Raw genomic sequence first — 15,329 nt, 5'->3', positions numbered from 1 at the left:
CCTGCGCTGCCTCGGCTAGCTTGGCCGCCATGGACGTTTACCTGCCCATCGCGAATCTTTCGGTCAACGGCCTCTACATCGTGCTGCTGGGCGGGCTGACAGGTATTCTTTCCGGGCTCTTCGGCGTCGGCGGCGGGTTTCTGACGACGCCGCTTTTGATCTTCTACGGCATCCCGCCCACGGTCGCGGCCGCATCGGCTGCCACGCAGGTCACCGGCGCGAGCGTTTCGGGCGTGCTCGCCCATTCGCGGCGCGGCGGGGTGGACTACCGCATGGGCACTGTGATGGTCGGCGGCGGGGTGGTCGGCTCGATGATCGGCGCGGTCCTGTTCCGCCTGCTTCAGGCGCTCGGCCAGATCGATGTCGTGATCAACATCCTCTACGTTCTGATGCTCGGCACCATCGGCACGCTGATGATGCGCGAGGCGGTGAGCGCGCTGCGCCCCGGGCTGCTTGGCAGGGCCGGAGCGCCGGTCAGGAAGCGCCGTCACCATCCGGTGGTGGCAAGCCTGCCCTATCGCTGGCGGTTCTACGCCTCGGGGCTCTACATCTCGCCGCTGGGGCCGATGCTGCTCGGCATGGCGGTCGGCATCCTCACCATGCTGATGGGGATCGGCGGCGGCTTCCTGCTGGTGCCCGCGATGCTCTATATTCTCGGGATGAGCGGCAATGTCGTGGTCGGCACCTCGCTCTACCAGATCCTGTTCGTCACCATGGTCACCACCATGACCCATGCCCTGACCACCAAGGCGGTCGACATCGTGCTGGCGGCGCTGCTGCTGCTGGGTTCGGTGATCGGGGCGCAGTTCGGCACCCAGATCGCCTTGAAGGCGCGGCCCGAATATCTGCGGCTGGCGCTCGCCGCGCTCGTGATCCTGATCGCGCTCCGGATGCTCTACGGCCTCGGCGTGCAGCCCGACGAGATCTACACGGTGTCGCCGCTGTGAGACGGGTGGCGGCTGCCCTTGCGCTGGCCTGCGCCGCGCCGCTGCTGACCGGGCAGGCCGAGCCGATCCTCGTGCCCGAAGTCAGCCAGTCGCGCATCGAGGTGCGGCAGGGCTTCACCGGCGCGAACCTGCTGCTTTACGGCGCGGTGATCGCCCCGCCGGGGGTGCGCGAGAAATATGATATTGTGGTGGTGCTCAAGGGCCCGGCCGAAGCCGTGCGCATCCGCGAAAAGGAGCGGCTGGCGGGCATCTGGATGAATGCGGGCGCCAATGATTTCCGCTCCGCACCCTCCTTCTTCGCGGTCGCCTCCTCGCGTCCGGTTGAAAAGATCGTCGATGAACGCACAGCGGCGATCTACGAGCTCGGGACCGATTTCATCCAGCTTTCGCCCACCGGCCAGATCGACCCCGAGGCGCAGACCCGCTTTGCCAAGGGGCTGGTGGAGCTGCGCCGCAAACAGGGCCTCTACCAGCAGAACCCCGAAGGCGTGCGGATCAGCGAGGGCGTGCTCTATCAGGCGCGCATCGGCCTGCCGTCGAACGTCACCACCGGGCGCTACACCGCCGAAACCTTCGCCATCGCGCGCGGGCGGGTGCTGGCGAGCGCGACGGCGCGGATCGAGGTGGAGAAGGTCGGGCTGGAAGGCACGGTCGTCTCCGCCGCACAGCGCTGGTCGCTGTTCTACGGCCTTGGCGCGATTGCGCTGTCGCTGGTTATGGGCTGGCTCGCCGGACGGCTGTTCGCCCGCGGCTAGGGCGCTTGCGGGCCATTTGCAGGCCGTCAAGGCTGAATGCCGGGTGCAGCCAGTGTTGACCCGATCTTAACTCCGCCTCCCCTATCCCTGCTCCAATTCTCTCAGGGTGGCGCAGGGAAAGGCGCGGATGACCGATCACGGCAGGCAGGATTTCGAACGCTTTACCGGCCCGACCCCCGCAGTCGAGGACGATGCGACCGCCGCTGCGCCCGCGCCCGCGCCTGCGGCACGGGGCCGTCCGGCGCCTACGCCCGACAATTCGCGCACGCCGGTGGGCGTGGTGCTCGAAGTCTCCGGCTCGGGCGCGCAGATCGCCTTCGATCTCCAGCGCGTCAATGATTGCATGAAGGACCCCGATCCCTCGGTCGGGATGGCGGGGCAGGTCGGCAGCCAGATCAAGATCCGCGTCGGCGAAGCCTGGCTGCTTGCCAGCGTGCGCGACCAGCGCAAGGACCGCCGCACCGAAGGCGGCATCATCGCCAATATCGACTTCCTGGGCGAAGGTGGCGAGGAAAAGCTGACCGGGCGCATCAACGGCTTCAAGCGCGGCGTCACCCGCTATCCGGTGCCCGGCGCGATGGTCTTTCCGGCCACCACCCGCGATCTCGAACAGATCTACGCCAGCGACGGGCGCGCCAGCATCACCATCGGCAAGGTCTTCCCCACCAAGGATATCCGCGCCGGTCTCTATATCGACGCGATGCTGGGCAAGCACTTCGCTCTGCTCGGTTCGACCGGCACCGGCAAGTCGACCACCGCCGCGCTGATCCTGCACCGCATCTGCGAGGCCGCGCCCAAGGGCCACGTGGTGATGATCGACCCGCACGGCGAATATTCCGCCGCCTTCCGCCAGACCGGGCAGATCCTCGACGTGTCGAACCTGCAGATGCCCTACTGGCTGATGAACTACGAGGAGCACTGCGAGGTGCTGCTCTCCAGCAGCGGCAATGAACGCCAGGTCGATGCCGATATTCTCGCCAAGTGCCTGCTCGCCGCGCGCACCAAGAACCGGCTGGCGCAGACCATGGGCAAGATCACGGTGGATTCGCCGATCCCCTATCTGCTGTCCGATCTCAGCAACATCCTGCAGGACGAGATGGGCCGCCTCGACAAGGCGACCTCGTCCGCGCCCTATATGCGGATCAAGGGCAAGCTCGACGAGCTGAAGGCCGATCCACGCTACCAGTTCATGTTTTCAGGCATGCTGGTGGGCGACACCATGGTCGACTTCATCAGCAAGATCTTCCGCATGCCCGGCCGCGGCAAGCCGATCTCGATCATCGACGTCTCGGGCGTGCCGTCCGACATCACCTCGACAGTGGTCGCGGTGCTCAGCCGTCTGGTGTTCGACTTCGCGATCTGGGGCCGTGACGAGAAGCCGCGTCCGATCCTGTTCGTGTGCGAGGAAGCGCACCGCTATGTGCCGAACGAGAAGAACGCCGATGGTTCCTCGGTCGCCAAGATCCTCTCGCGCATCGCCAAGGAAGGCCGCAAATACGGCATCTCGCTGGGCCTCATCACCCAGCGCCCCTCCGACCTTGCCGAAGGCGTGCTGTCGCAGTGCGGCACGATCATCTCGATGCGTCTCAATAACGAGCGCGACCAGGCCTTCGTGAAGGCCGCCATGCCCGAAGGCGCGCGCGGCTTTCTCGATTCGATTCCCGCCCTGCGCAACCGCGAATGCATCATCTGCGGCGAAGGCGTCGCGATCCCGATCCGCGTCGCGATCGACACGCTGGAAGAACATCGCCGCCCGGCCTCGGAAGACCCGAGCTTCGTCGATCTGTGGAGCAAGGACGGCGGCGAGGAAGAACTGGTCGAGCGCGTGGTGATGCGCTGGAGAAGCCAGGGGTAGTGACCTTTGTTTGCGGACCCGCCTCCGCGGGCCCGTCCTCGGTGCTGTTCCCTTCGCTCCGCTACGGGGCACCTGCGGCTCGCGCGCGTGCGCTCGCGGTCGCTGCGCGACCGATGCTATCGCCAAACCACCGGTTAATGACGGGTTCGGCCCGCCAACGGACGGGCCGCAAGGCCGAACGGCCGCCCGCAGGCGCTCGCGCGCAGCGCGAAATCGCGCCGAGGACGTCCTCGCGGAGGCGAGGACGCAAACCAGCTAAGTGCCTCGGGTATCACCATACAAGTGAATATGCATCCGGTCCGACATCCGGAAGCCGTGCTTCAGGCACAGCTCCGATAGCCACGCCTGTCGGCTGCGCAGCGTCGCGTTGTCGGTGCCCTCAGGCATCAGGAGCACTTGGCTAGGGCGGAAGCGATAGCGCTGCTGGAGCGCCAGCACCTCGTCCACGTCCGCAGGCGAGGCCACCACGAACTTGAGGAAGGCGCGGGGGTCAGTCGCCCAGGCGTCGAGCCGTTCGGGGATCAGGGCGAGGTCGGCCGGGTTGCCGCTATGGGCGAGCTTGGGGCTGACATTGTACTGGTCCACGCGGATATCGAGCCGCGCGAGGGGAGCGATAGTGCCGTTGGTCTCGATCTCCACGGCAATATCGGGCAGGTGCGCGAGCATTTCGGCCAGCGCCGGGGCCTGCAACAGCGGCTCGCCTCCGGTGATGACAAGCCGTTTCTGGCCCAGCGCCGCAATCCGCTCAGCCGTCTCGGCAGGCGAGAGCACCACCTGATTGGCCTTGCGCTCGAACGCGATCCTGTCGCGGTGGGGCCTGTTGTCGCCCTCGAACCGCCAGGTGTAGGCCGTGTCGCACCACGTGCAGGCAAGGTTGCAGCGCGACAGGCGCACGAAGGCAACCGGCATTCCGGCGCTCGGCCCTTCGCCTTGCAGCGACGCGAAGATCTCCGGCCCGCCGGTGTCGTCGGTGGCGAGAGTGAGGTCCACCTTACCCCAGCCGCTTGAGCGCCGCCGTCAGCCGCTCGACTTCGCCGGAATGGTGCGCAAGATCGGCGCGGGCCTTTTCGACGGCTTCGGGCTTGGCCTTTTCGGCGAAGGCGGGGTTCGACAGGCGGCCGCCGAGCGATTTGGCTTCCTTTTCCGAAGCCGCCAGCGCCTTCTCCAGACGCGCCTTTTCTGCCGCGATATCGACGATGCCTTCGAGGGGGATGACAAACACGTCCTCGCCCGCAGTCACCTGCATCGCGGGGCCTGCGGGTGCCTCACCGATGGTCACCGGAACCAGCCGCGCAAGCCGCTCGATCGCGGCGCCGGAGCGTTCGATGGTGCGCGCCGCAACGTCCGAAGGCGCGGCAAGATAGGCCGCCAGCTTCGCGCCGGGCGCAATGCCGAGCTCGTTCTTGGCCGAGCGGGTGTTGGTGGTGAGGTCGATCACCCAGTCGATCGCGTCGGTCGCTTGCCTACTGACTTCCGCTTCCGGCGCGGGCCACTGCGCCACGATCAGCTCGCACTCGCGCGCGCCCAGCTTGTGCCACAGCTCTTCGGTGATGAAGGGCATGAAGGGGTGGAGCATGACGAGGATCTGGTCGAGCGCCCAGCCGGCGACCGCGCGGGTTTCCACTGCGGGCGGGCTGTCGGGATCGCCCGCGAAGACCGGCTTGATCAGCTCCAGATACCAGTCGCAGAACTTGCTCCAGGTGAACTGGTAGATCGCATTGGCCGCCGCATCGAAGCGCAGATCGTCCATCGCACGCTCGATCTCGGTGACGCAGGCTGCAACTTCGCCGATGATCCACTGGTTGGCGGCAAGGCGCGCGGTCGGAGCCTTGATGGTGTCCGAAGCCCCGATGCCGTTCGACTGGCAGAAGCGCGCCGCGTTCCACAGCTTGGTGGCGAAGTTGCGATAACCCTCGACCCGCTTTTCATCCATCTTGATGTCGCGGCCCTGGCTTTCCATCGCCGCCATGAAGAAGCGCAAAGCGTCCGCGCCATACTGGTCGATCAGGCCGAGCGGATCGACCACATTGCCCTTGGACTTCGACATCTTCGCCCCGTCCGCCGCGCGCACGAGGCCGTGGAGATAGAGCGTGTCCCAGGGCTTCTGGCCCATGTTGTAGAAGCCCATCATCATCATCCGCGCATCCCAGAAGAACAGGATGTCGAAGCCGGAGATGAGGAGCGAGTTGGGGAAGTGCTTCTGGAGGAGCGGCGCATCGCCTTCCGGCCAGCCCAGCGTGGCGAAGGGCCACAGGGCGGATGAGAACCACGTGTCGAGCACGTCCTCGTCCTGCCGCAGCGCCACACCGTCACCGGCGAGGGCCTGCGCAGCCTCGGCGGTTTCGGCGACGAAGCAGCGGCCATCGTCAGCAAACCAAGCCGGGATCCGGTGGCCCCACCACAGCTGGCGGCTGACGCACCACGGCTGGATGTTCTCCATCCAGTTGAAGAAGGTCTTTTCCCACGTCTTGGGGACGATGCCGATGTCGCCGCTGCGCACGGCTTCGATCGGCTTCTTGGCGAGTTCCGCCGCGTTCACATACCACTGGTCGGTCAGCCACGGCTCGATCACCACGCCGCCGCGGTCGCCAAAGGGGGTGGCGATCTGGCGCGGTTCGGCGTCGTGCGCCACCTCCTCGCCGTCCTTGTTCTTGGTGATGTGCGGGATGAGGAGGCCGAGTTCCTTCATCCGCGCGACAACCAGCTCGCGCGCGCCGTCCACACCGTCACGCTTGAAGCGGTGCAGGCCCAGGAATTCGGCGGGCACCAGGCCGTCAGCCGTCTGGCAGACGTTTGCTTCGGCATCGAGCATGTTGAGCATGTCAGCCGCCGCAAAGCCCGCACGCTTGCCGACTTCGAAGTCGTTGAAGTCATGCCCCGGGGTGATCTTCACGCAGCCCGAACCCAGCTCGGGATCGGCGTGTTCATCCGCGATCACCGGAATGCGGCGACCGGTGATCGGCAGGATCACATGCTTGCCGACAACGCTGGCATAGCGCTCGTCCGCCGGGTTCACCGCCACGGCCATGTCGGCCAGCATGGTTTCGGGGCGGGTGGTGGCGACCTCCAGATAATCGCGCCCGTCGGGCAGGGTGACCCCGTCCGCCAGCGGATATTTGAGGTGCCAGAAGCTGCCCGCAATGGTCTGGGTTTCCACCTCAAGATCGGAAATCGCGGTCTTGAGCTTGGGGTCCCAGTTCACCAGCCGCTTGTCGCGGTAGATGAGGCCGTCGTTGTAGAGATCGACGAAGGTCTTGATCACCGCGCGGGTGAAATGCGGGTCCATGGTGAACTGCTCGCGGCTCCAGTCCATCGAGCAGCCGAGGCGGCGCAGCTGATTGGTGATGGTGCCGCCGCTTTCGGCCTTCCACTCCCACACCTTCGCCACGAAATCCTCGCGGCTGTAATTGGTGCGCTTGTCCTGCTTCGCTTCCATCTGGCGTTCGACCACCATCTGCGTCGCGATCCCGGCGTGATCCGTGCCGACCACCCACAAGGCATCCTTGCCGCGCAGCCGCTCATAGCGGACCACCACGTCCTGCAGCGTGTTGTCGAGCGCGTGGCCGATATGCAGGCTCCCCGTCACGTTCGGCGGCGGGTTGACGATGGTGAAGGTCTCCGCGTCAGGGCGCGCGGGACGGAAAGATCCGTTCGCTTCCCAGTGGGCATACCAGCGCGCTTCGATATCGGCGGGGTCGAAAGTGGTGGGCAAAGTGGTGCTCATGATGGGGGGCGCCATGCCAGAGCCCATGCTGCGGTGCAATGTGGAACCAGTGCGTCAATGCCCCTGAGAGCCTTGCGAGGGGACGAAAATGCCCGCATAGCTGGCCCGCGATGCAGGAACCTGCGCAATACAGCCTCGAAGATGACGGTACGGGCACGGCCCGGCTGGTGCTGTCCGGGCCGCTGACGCTGGCGGCGATCGGCCCGTTCGAGCGTTCTCTGCACGCCCTTACCGGGCCCGTCTCCGCCATCGACCTTGCGGCGGTCCATGAAATCGACACGGTCGGCGCGTGGGTGGTGTGCCGCCTTGCCCATGCGCAGGGCTGCGAGATCACCGGCGCCAGCCCCGAAGCGGTGCGCCTGCTCGATGCGGTGCGCGGCATTTCGCCAAGCGACGAGATCCACGCGCCCATTGCGCCGGTGTGGGAGCGGGTGCCGATCGCGCTCGGCAAGCAGATCTATGCCGGGCGCAGCGGCATCTATGGCGTGGTCGGCTTTTTCGGGCAGATTCTGCTCGGCGTGGCGAGCCTTGTGCGCCACCCCTCGCGCTTTCCGATGAAGGCGCTGGTGCACCAGATGGAGCTGGTGGGTGTCACCGCCCTGCCGATCATAGGCCTGATGAGCTTCCTCATCGGCATCGTCATCGCCCAGCAGGGCTCGGTGCAGCTGGAGCAATTCGGCGCCGAGGCGCTGACGGTCAACCTCGTCGGGCGCATCACCTTGCGCGAGCTGGGCGTGCTGATGACCGCGATCATGGTCGCCGGGCGTTCGGGCAGTGCCTTCGCGGCACAGCTCGGCACGATGAAGCTGACCGAGGAGATCGACGCGATGCGCACCATCGGCATCTCGCCGGTCGAGGTGCTGGTGATCCCCCGCATTCTGGCAGCGACCTTCATGATGGTGCTGCTGGGCTTCTACGCCTCGCTGGTGGCGATTGTCGGCGGCGCGGTGGTGGGCGATGTGGCGCTCGGCATCCCGTTCTGGACCTTCCTTGCCCGCATTCAGGAGGTGGTGCCCGAGCATGACCTGTGGGTGGGCCTGATCAAGGCGCCGGTGTTCGGGCTGATCGTGGCGCTGGCGGGCTGCTACAACGGGCTTCAGGTGCGCGGCAATTCGGAAGAGGTCGGCCGCCGCACCACCATGGCGGTGGTCTCGGCGATCTTTGCCGTGATCGTGCTCGATGCGTTCTTCGCGGTGTTCTTCACCGAAATCGGGTGGGGGTAGGCCATGCGCATGACCGATCACCCTGACGACAACACGCCGCCGATCGTGGTCGAGGGGCTGGCCAACCGCTTCGGCAATTTCTCGGTGCACGAGGGGCTCGATCTCACTGTGCGGCGGGGCGAGATCCTTGGCGTGGTGGGCGGATCGGGCAGCGGCAAATCGGTGCTGATGCGCTCGATCATCGGCTTGCAGCGCCCGGCCGAAGGACGCATCGAAGTGCTCGGCCACACCATCACCGACATCGATCCCGACAGCGATTTCGGCGTGCGCAGCCGCTGGGGCGTGCTGTTTCAGGGCGGGGCGCTGTTCTCGACCCTGACGGTGGGCGAGAATGTCGAGGTGGCGATCAAGCAGTTCTACCCCCATCTTGATCCCAAGCTGCGGCGCGAGATTGCGCGCTACAAGGTGATCCTCACCGGCCTGCCGGAAGATGCGGTGGGGAAATATCCGTCCGAGCTTTCGGGCGGCATGAAGAAGCGCGCCGGCCTCGCCCGCGCTCTCGCGCTCGATCCCGAACTGCTGTTCCTCGACGAGCCGACCGCGGGCCTCGACCCGATCGGCGCGGCCAAGTTCGACCGGCTGACCCGCGACCTCAAGGAAACGCTGGGCCTCACCGTGTTCCTGATCACCCACGATCTCGATACGCTCTACGAAATCTGCGACCGCGTGGCGGTGATCGCCGAGAAGAAGATCATCGCGGTCGGCACGATCCCCGAACTGATCGCCACCGGCCACCCGTGGATCGAGGAATATTTCAACGGCCCGCGCGGCCGTGCGGCGCACGCTTCACACATGCGGGGTTCATGATGCGCCAGAGAATGTTGGACACAACCGCCTGCCGGGCTTCATAGGGAACCCACATGGAAACAAGAGCGAACCATCTCTGGGTCGGTGCGGTCACGCTGGTGTTGCTGGCGGGGCTGGCGGCGTTCATCGTGTGGATCGCGCGGCTGGGGCAGGGCGACCAGCGCGAATACGACATCTTCTACGCGCAGTCGGTCTCGGGCCTCGCCAATGGCAGCCAGGTCAGCTTTGCGGGCGTGCCGGTGGGGCAGGTGAGCGAGATCGCGCTGGCCAAGGGCAACCCCGAATTCGTGCGCGTGCGGATCAAGGTGAAGGAGGACGTGCCGATCCTGGTCGGCACCGAGGCAACGATCGAGGCGAGCTTTACCGGGGTATCCACGATCCTTCTGAACGGCGCCCGCAAAGGCGCGCCGCTGATCACCTGCGAGACCACCGCCTGCCCTGAAGGCCGCCCGGTGATCCCCCCGGGGCGCGGCGGCTTTGGCGAGATCGTCGCCAACGCGCCGGTGCTGCTCGAACGGCTGGCGACCCTGACAGAGCAGCTCAACACCATCCTCGGGCCGGAAAACCAGCAGGAAATCTCCGGCATCCTCAAGAACACCAACCGCCTGTCGGGCGGGCTGGCGGACGCGACCCCCGCGCTGGTCGCCAATCTCGAGCAGTTCGAGACGACGCTGACCGAATTCAACCAGACGCTGGATGCGGTCGAAAAGCTGGCGGCGAGCACCGACAATCTGGTGACGCAGGACGGCAAGCCGCTCGCGGCTGAACTGCGCAACACGCTGCGCTCGGCCAATGCGGCGGCGGCCTCGCTGGCCGCGACGCTGGAGGACACGCGCCCTGCGGCGAAGCAATTGCGCGAAAGCACGCTGCCCAATGCCGAGGCGACCTTGCAGGATCTGCGCGCCACCAGCCGGGCCTTGCGGGCGATTACCGAGAAGCTGGAAAGCGAAGGCGCAGGCGCGCTGGTGGGCGGCAAGGGGCTGCCCGATTACAAGCCATGAGGGATTGGGCCATGACCATCACCGCCCCGAAACACGCGATCCGCAGGGCCGCGCCGCTGCTGGCGCTGGCGCTCGGCCTTGGCGGCTGCATCAGCCTCGGCGGTCCGCCGCCCGAGAGCCTGCTGACCCTGAGCCCCGCCTCGCCTGCGCCCGCAGGCACCGGCGCGATGGCGGCGGCCGACCGGCCGGTGATCGCGGTGCTCGCGCTCGATACCCCGGCCAAGCTCGATGTGCTGCGCGTGCCGGTGCAGGTGACCGACACCGAGCTTGCCTATTTGAAGGAAGCCTTCTGGGTGGAAAAGCCCGCGCGCCTGTTCCGCCACCTGCTGGGCGAGACCCTGCGCGCGAGGGGCGGCAATAATGCGCTGGTGCTCGACGGGGACGAGACGGTTGCGCTCGCCACCACCACGGTGCGCGGGACGCTGACCGAAATGGGCTATGATGTGCGCAGCCAGTCGGCCGTGGTGCGCTTCGATGCGATCCGCGTCGATGCCAAGGGCAATGCCACCACCCGCCGCTTCGAAGCGCGCGAAAGCGGCGTTACCCCTGAAGCCCGCGCCGTGGGCGCAGCGCTCAACCGTGCGGCGAACAGCGTGGCGGCCGAAGTATCGGCGTGGGTGGTGGAGGGTTAGCCCCTCACCAACCGCGCAAAGGCGCAGGCGCGCAGGAAATCGGCCTCGCGCCGGGCGCGGCGTTCTTCGGCTTCCCAGTCGCGGCCCCACAGGTCGGCCTGCCATTCCTCTTCAAGGCACACCGCCTGCCACAGGGCGAGCGGCTCTTCCTCCTGCGCGGCATCGAGCGCGGCGAGCGCGGTGACGAGCGAGGCGGCAAGCTTGGTCATCGCCTCCACGCCCGCGAGCGCGAAGGGATCGAGCGCCGTGAGCCGCGTCTCCAGCACCGCCAGCGCCTCTGCGGGCTGCGGGCGGTGGAGCACGCCGCTCACCCGCACCAGCGTGATGCCGTGGGAGGCCTCGAACGCGCCGAGCAGCGGTTCCCACACCTCCTGCTGGCGCGCATGGAGCGGCTCGTCGGGATCGGCGCGGTAACACAGGGTGTCGGTTTCGGCATAGGCGACGAGCCCGCGCGCGACGCCCGCCGGATCACCCGCGACGATGTCGATCGCGTAATCGGCCATGTCGCGCAGCGGCAGGCTGGCGGGGTCGATTTTCTCGCCCTGCTGGCGCCATTCGGCCGCCAGCGCCTCGCCCAGCGCCTGCGCGGGCGCGATCTGGGGCGCGCCGCCCACGGTCTTCACCCCGCGCCCGTCGAGCAGCACCTGATAGCCAACCGTTTGGGCGCCCGGCACCTCGCCCAGCGTCACGTCCTTGTAGAAACGGCGGATCATGGCTTGTTGCGGTCGCCTGCGTTCCAGCGCCGTGCGATCACGCGGGGCAGGAAGAAAATCTCGAAAAAGCCGAGCACGGCGATGACCGCTCCGACCGCGTAGGGCAGGTCGATGATCCCGCGCACGATGGCAAAGCCCAGCATCACCATGGCCACCCCGCCAAAGCGAAGGGCGGTGATGATGATGAAGCCAGAGCGCGCCCGGGCTTCTTCGGCTTCGCGGTTCGACATGGTCATGCGAGGGCCTCCTCAAGGGCTTGGGCAAGGGCGCTGACGCTCTCGGCCACGCTGAGCGCGCCGCTGGCGATGAGCTCGGACGGGGCGTGGTAGCCCCAGGCGACGCCCACCGCGCGCACCCCTGCGTTGCGGGCCATCAGCATGTCGAAACTGGTGTCCCCGATCATCACCGCCTGATGCGCGCCCGCACCGGCTTCGAACAGCGCGGCCTCCAGCATTGCGGGATGCGGCTTGGAGGGGTGGCGATCGGCGGTCTGGAGCGAGACGAAGAGATCGGCGATCCCGTGGGTCTTGAGGCAGGCGGCGAGCCCGCGGTCGGACTTGCCGGTGGCGACCGCGAGATGCCAGCCCGCATCGTGCAGGCCGGTCAGCAGTTCGGCGATCCCGTCATAGAGCGGCTCGTCGAGCAGACCTTCCTCGCGCCGCGCACGGAAGCTGGAACGGTAGAATTCGGTGACCGCGCTGTTCTGGTCTTCGCTGAGCTCCGGCGCCAGCGCCCGCACCGCCTGCGGCAGGCTGAGGCCGACCGCGCGGCGCACGGCGGAGACATCGGGCGCAGGCAAGCCCGCGCGGCCGAAGGCCCGCTCCATCGCCCAGCACACATCCGCCTGACCATCGACCAGCGTCCCGTCGCAATCGAACACCGCCAGCCTCATGGCGCGAGACTCCGCACCAGATGCGCCAGCGCGCCGTGTCCCGCCGTCTCCAGCCCTGCGGCAATGCGCGCGCGGTCCTCGGGCGGCTTGTTCTGCGACAGCTTCAGGGTCGGGCGCCACGCCAGCACCTCAAGCTCGAAGCCGACAATGCCGCGGAACAGCCCGGACCAGATCTTTTCGGAAGATTCTTCAGCCAGCCACGGCGCGCCTTCCAGCCGGCCTTCATGCTTGGCAATCGCGGCGTGGAGGAAGGCTTCGAGCCCCTCGTCATCCATGCGCCGCACCCGGCCTTCCAGTTCGAGCGCGACATAATCCCAGGTCGGCACCGTATCGCGATTGCCGTACCAGCGGGGCGAGACATAGGCGTCGGGGCCATTGACCACGATCAACGCGGTCCCCCCTTCAAGATGGCGGGCCACAGCATTGCCGCGCGCGAGGTGGAACTGCACCGCACCATCGCTGGTCGCAATCAGCGGCGTGTGCGCGACCCGCGGTCCTTCGGGGGTTTGCGCAAAGACCATGCCGAAGCCGATTTCGTCGATCAGGCTTTCACACAGGGCGCGATCATCGGTGCGGTAGAGCGGATTGGGATGCATCAGCGCGCTTTGCCCTTGGGCTTGGCGGGCTTGCCCGGAGCCTTGCCCTTGGGCTTGGGCTTGGATTTCGGCTTCGCAGCCGCCTTGGCGGCCCCCCGCGCGCGGCGGGGGGCACGCTCTTCCTTGCGCGCCTGCTTGAAGTGGCGACGGGCGGCCTGCTTTTTCTCTTCGGCGGTCTTTTCCGGCGTCTCTTCGCGCAAGGGCGAAGCGTCGGACATGGCCGGATCGAAGCCCAGCACTTCCATGCTTGCGGCGAAATGCGGCGGAAGCTCGGCGGTGACATCGAGCTTGCCGCCCGAACCCTCTCCGGCCTTGGGCTCGGTGATGATCAGGCGGCGGGCGTGGAGGTGCATCTTGCGGCTCACCGCGCCGGTGAGGAAAGCATCCTGCCCGCCATATTTGCCGTCGCCCACGATCGGGTGGCCGATTGCCGCCATGTGGACGCGCAACTGGTGGGTGCGGCCGGTAAGCGGCTCCAGTTCGACCCATGCGGCGCGCTGGCCGGCGCGATCGACCACGCGGTAGCGCGTCTTGGCTGCCGCGCCGTTCTCCTCGTCGATATGCATCTTCTCGCCGCCGGTGCCGGGCTGCTTGGCCAGCGGTGCGTCGATCACGCCCTCGGAGAGCTGCGGATTGCCGACCACCAGCGCCCAGTAGACCTTGCGCGCCGAGCGGCTGGCGAAACGCTTGGAGAAGCTGGCTGCCGAGCCCGGCGTGCGGGCGATCAGGAGCACGCCGCTGGTGTCCTTGTCGAGCCGGTGGACGAGGCGCGGGCGCGGGGTGCGCTCGTCGGTCACGAAGGCGTCGAGCAGGCCATCCACGTGCTTGGTGGTCTTGCTGCCGCCCTGCGTGGCAAGGCCCGGCGGCTTGTTGAGCACGATGGCGGTGGGCGTCTCGCGGATCACCATGTCATGCGCTTCGGCAATCTGTTCGGGGCTGAGCGCGCGCACGCGGGGGGCGGAAGGCTTGCGCGCCGCGTCCTCGCCGCCCGGGGGAACGCGCAGCACCTGCCCTGCGGACAGGCGATCTTCCGGCTTCACCCGCTTGCCGTCGACCCGGATCTGCCCGGTGCGCGCCCAGCGCGAGACCGTGGCAAAGCCGACCTGCGGCAGATTGCGCTTGAACCAGCGGTCGAGCCGGATGTCGTTGTCGTCCTCGCTGACAGTGAACTGGCGGACGTTGTCGGTCGGTGATGGGGTCTCGGTCATTGGGGTGCGCCCTGTGCGGCGACAAGGCCGATGATGATTGCCGCCATGCCCGCGACCAGCGAGGCGGCGGCATAGCCTGCGGCGAGCCCGGCCTGCCCGCGGTGAAGCATGGTGACCAGCTCTGAGGAAAAGGCGCTGAAGGTGGTGAAGCCGCCGAGCAGGCCGACCCCGACGAGCAGCCGCAAGGGCTCGGCCGATTGTTCGGACAGGGTGCCGCGCGCCAGCCAGCCGATCAGCGCGCCCATCGCCAGGCTCCCGGCGATGTTGACCGCCAGCGTGCCCCACGGAAAGGCATTGCCCGGCCCGGCGAGGTTCGTCACCAGCCGCCCGATCTGATAGCGCAGCACCGAGCCGATAGCACCGCCCGCAGCGACGCTGAGGCTTGCAAAGAGGGGGGAGGGTTCACCGGCCATCGGGTGCCCATAGCGAGCGTGGGCCGCATTGCCTAGCGCAGGGTGAGTCGCGGCGCCTATGGGGCGCGGATTGGCGGCGCTGCGCAGGTGGGTTGCCTTTGCAGCGCTGTTGGACTATCGGGGCGCCGTAATGAGGGCGGCTCCCCCGTGGGATTCGCCCGTGTTCCAATGGAAATTCACCGCGCATCCCCGCGCCGAATCGTAAGCGGGGCTCTGGGCGTTTGAACATGAGGTAGTCGTCGTTTATGCAAATCATGGTTCGCGATAACAATGTCGATCAGGCCCTGCGCGCGCTCAAGAAGAAGCTGCAGCGCGAAGGCGTTTATCGCGAGATGAAGCTGCGTCGCCACTACGAAAAGCCCTCCGAGAAGCGCGCCCGCGAAAAGGCTGCCGCCGTGCGCCGCGCCCGCAAGCTCGAGCGCAAGCGGATGGAGCGCGACGGGAGCAAGTAATCCCGTTGCCAGGCGCTCCTGCTCTCGCAGAAGCGCTTGAAACCCCCTTTGCGATAAGCCATCAGGGCGCGGCTCATCCCCGCGCCCTTTTGTCGTCTTACGCGGCAGCAA

16 protein-coding genes are annotated in these 15,329 nt (G+C 67.2%); 8 read left to right on the top strand and 8 right to left on the bottom strand.

Translation table 11 applies throughout. From position 1 onward, the window contains the following. Positions 1 to 29: 29 nt before the first annotated feature. The 3 genes from RSE14_RS06810 (at position 30) to RSE14_RS06800 (ending at position 3,557) form a co-directional block, all read left to right on the top strand. On the top strand, positions 30 to 947 hold the full coding sequence (locus tag RSE14_RS06810) for a sulfite exporter TauE/SafE family protein (RefSeq protein ID WP_324076544.1): 918 nt from the start codon (positions 30 to 32) through the stop codon (positions 945 to 947). Next, positions 944 to 1,702: a TIGR02186 family protein gene (locus RSE14_RS06805; RefSeq protein WP_324076542.1), complete on the top strand. Its 759-nt coding sequence runs from the start codon at positions 944 to 946 to the stop codon at positions 1,700 to 1,702. Before RSE14_RS06810 ends, RSE14_RS06805 begins: the two co-directional genes overlap by 4 nt. Before the next feature lie 127 nt (positions 1,703 to 1,829). Then, positions 1,830 to 3,557, top strand: a complete 1,728-nt coding sequence (locus RSE14_RS06800) for an ATP-binding protein (protein ID WP_324076541.1) — start codon at positions 1,830 to 1,832, stop codon at positions 3,555 to 3,557. A gap of 255 nt (positions 3,558 to 3,812) precedes the next feature. Here the strand turns inward: RSE14_RS06800 and RSE14_RS06795 are convergent, their stop codons facing one another. Together RSE14_RS06795 and RSE14_RS06790 are read right to left on the bottom strand one after the other, a co-directional pair. Continuing rightward, complete coding sequence (locus RSE14_RS06795; RefSeq protein WP_324076539.1) at positions 3,813 to 4,547, bottom strand: 7-carboxy-7-deazaguanine synthase QueE; 735 nt, start codon at positions 4,545 to 4,547, stop codon at positions 3,813 to 3,815. A gap of 1 nt (position 4,548) precedes the next feature. Continuing rightward, positions 4,549 to 7,281 (bottom strand): valine--tRNA ligase, encoded by a 2,733-nt coding sequence (locus RSE14_RS06790; protein WP_324076538.1) that lies wholly within the window; start codon positions 7,279 to 7,281, stop codon positions 4,549 to 4,551. Positions 7,282 to 7,391: 110 nt separating this feature from the next. Between RSE14_RS06790 and RSE14_RS06785 the strand changes: the two genes are divergently transcribed. From RSE14_RS06785 to RSE14_RS06770, 4 genes are read left to right on the top strand one after another with little or no spacing between them, the layout of a single operon-like run. After that, complete coding sequence (locus RSE14_RS06785) at positions 7,392 to 8,504, top strand: ABC transporter permease (RefSeq protein ID WP_324076537.1); 1,113 nt, start codon at positions 7,392 to 7,394, stop codon at positions 8,502 to 8,504. A 9-nt stretch (positions 8,505 to 8,513) separates the two neighbouring features. Then, entirely contained in the window at positions 8,514 to 9,311 is a 798-nt protein-coding gene (locus RSE14_RS06780; RefSeq protein WP_324076536.1) for an ABC transporter ATP-binding protein, read from the top strand. 53 nt (positions 9,312 to 9,364) lie between these two features. Beyond that, positions 9,365 to 10,312: an MlaD family protein gene (locus tag RSE14_RS06775; protein WP_324076535.1), complete on the top strand. Its 948-nt coding sequence runs from the start codon at positions 9,365 to 9,367 to the stop codon at positions 10,310 to 10,312. An 11-nt stretch (positions 10,313 to 10,323) separates the two neighbouring features. Next, the gene (locus RSE14_RS06770) at positions 10,324 to 10,944 is read left to right on the top strand and encodes an ABC-type transport auxiliary lipoprotein family protein (protein WP_324076533.1); all 621 of its coding nucleotides are present in this window, start codon (positions 10,324 to 10,326) and stop codon (positions 10,942 to 10,944) included. Here the strand turns inward: RSE14_RS06770 and RSE14_RS06765 are convergent. Genes RSE14_RS06765 through crcB form a run of 6 tightly spaced genes read right to left on the bottom strand, consistent with a single transcriptional unit; the run spans position 10,941 to position 14,766 of the window. After that, positions 10,941 to 11,657, bottom strand: a complete 717-nt coding sequence (locus RSE14_RS06765; RefSeq protein WP_324076531.1) for an ATP12 family chaperone protein — start codon at positions 11,655 to 11,657, stop codon at positions 10,941 to 10,943. The two genes, RSE14_RS06770 and RSE14_RS06765, sit on opposite strands and share 4 nt — an antisense overlap. After that, complete coding sequence (locus tag RSE14_RS06760) at positions 11,654 to 11,893, bottom strand: hypothetical protein (protein ID WP_324076529.1); 240 nt, start codon at positions 11,891 to 11,893, stop codon at positions 11,654 to 11,656. The genes RSE14_RS06765 and RSE14_RS06760 overlap by 4 nt, the downstream gene beginning before the upstream one ends. After that, positions 11,890 to 12,549, bottom strand: coding sequence for an HAD-IA family hydrolase (locus tag RSE14_RS06755; RefSeq protein WP_324076526.1), 660 nt, complete (start codon positions 12,547 to 12,549; stop codon positions 11,890 to 11,892). Before RSE14_RS06755 ends, RSE14_RS06760 begins: the two co-directional genes overlap by 4 nt. Next, positions 12,546 to 13,145, bottom strand: a complete 600-nt coding sequence (locus RSE14_RS06750; protein WP_324076525.1) for an FMN-binding negative transcriptional regulator — start codon at positions 13,143 to 13,145, stop codon at positions 12,546 to 12,548. The genes RSE14_RS06755 and RSE14_RS06750 overlap by 4 nt, the downstream gene beginning before the upstream one ends. Beyond that, a complete protein-coding gene (locus RSE14_RS06745) occupies positions 13,145 to 14,353 on the bottom strand; it encodes an RluA family pseudouridine synthase (protein WP_324076523.1) in 1,209 nt (402 codons plus the stop codon). The genes RSE14_RS06750 and RSE14_RS06745 overlap by 1 nt, the downstream gene beginning before the upstream one ends. Continuing rightward, a complete protein-coding gene (crcB, locus tag RSE14_RS06740; protein WP_324076522.1) occupies positions 14,350 to 14,766 on the bottom strand; it encodes a fluoride efflux transporter CrcB in 417 nt (138 codons plus the stop codon). The genes RSE14_RS06745 and crcB overlap by 4 nt, the downstream gene beginning before the upstream one ends. Positions 14,767 to 15,011: 245 nt before the next feature. Between crcB and rpsU the strand changes: the two genes are divergently transcribed. Next, positions 15,012 to 15,218, top strand: coding sequence for a 30S ribosomal protein S21 (gene rpsU / locus RSE14_RS06735; protein ID WP_200982562.1), 207 nt, complete (start codon positions 15,012 to 15,014; stop codon positions 15,216 to 15,218). The last annotated feature ends 111 nt before the right edge of the window (positions 15,219 to 15,329 follow it).

The sequence above is a fragment of the Erythrobacter sp. genome (assembly GCF_035194505.1).
Classification (GTDB): domain Bacteria; phylum Pseudomonadota; class Alphaproteobacteria; order Sphingomonadales; family Sphingomonadaceae; genus Erythrobacter.
This window is presented reverse-complemented; position numbering and strand designations above follow the sequence as displayed.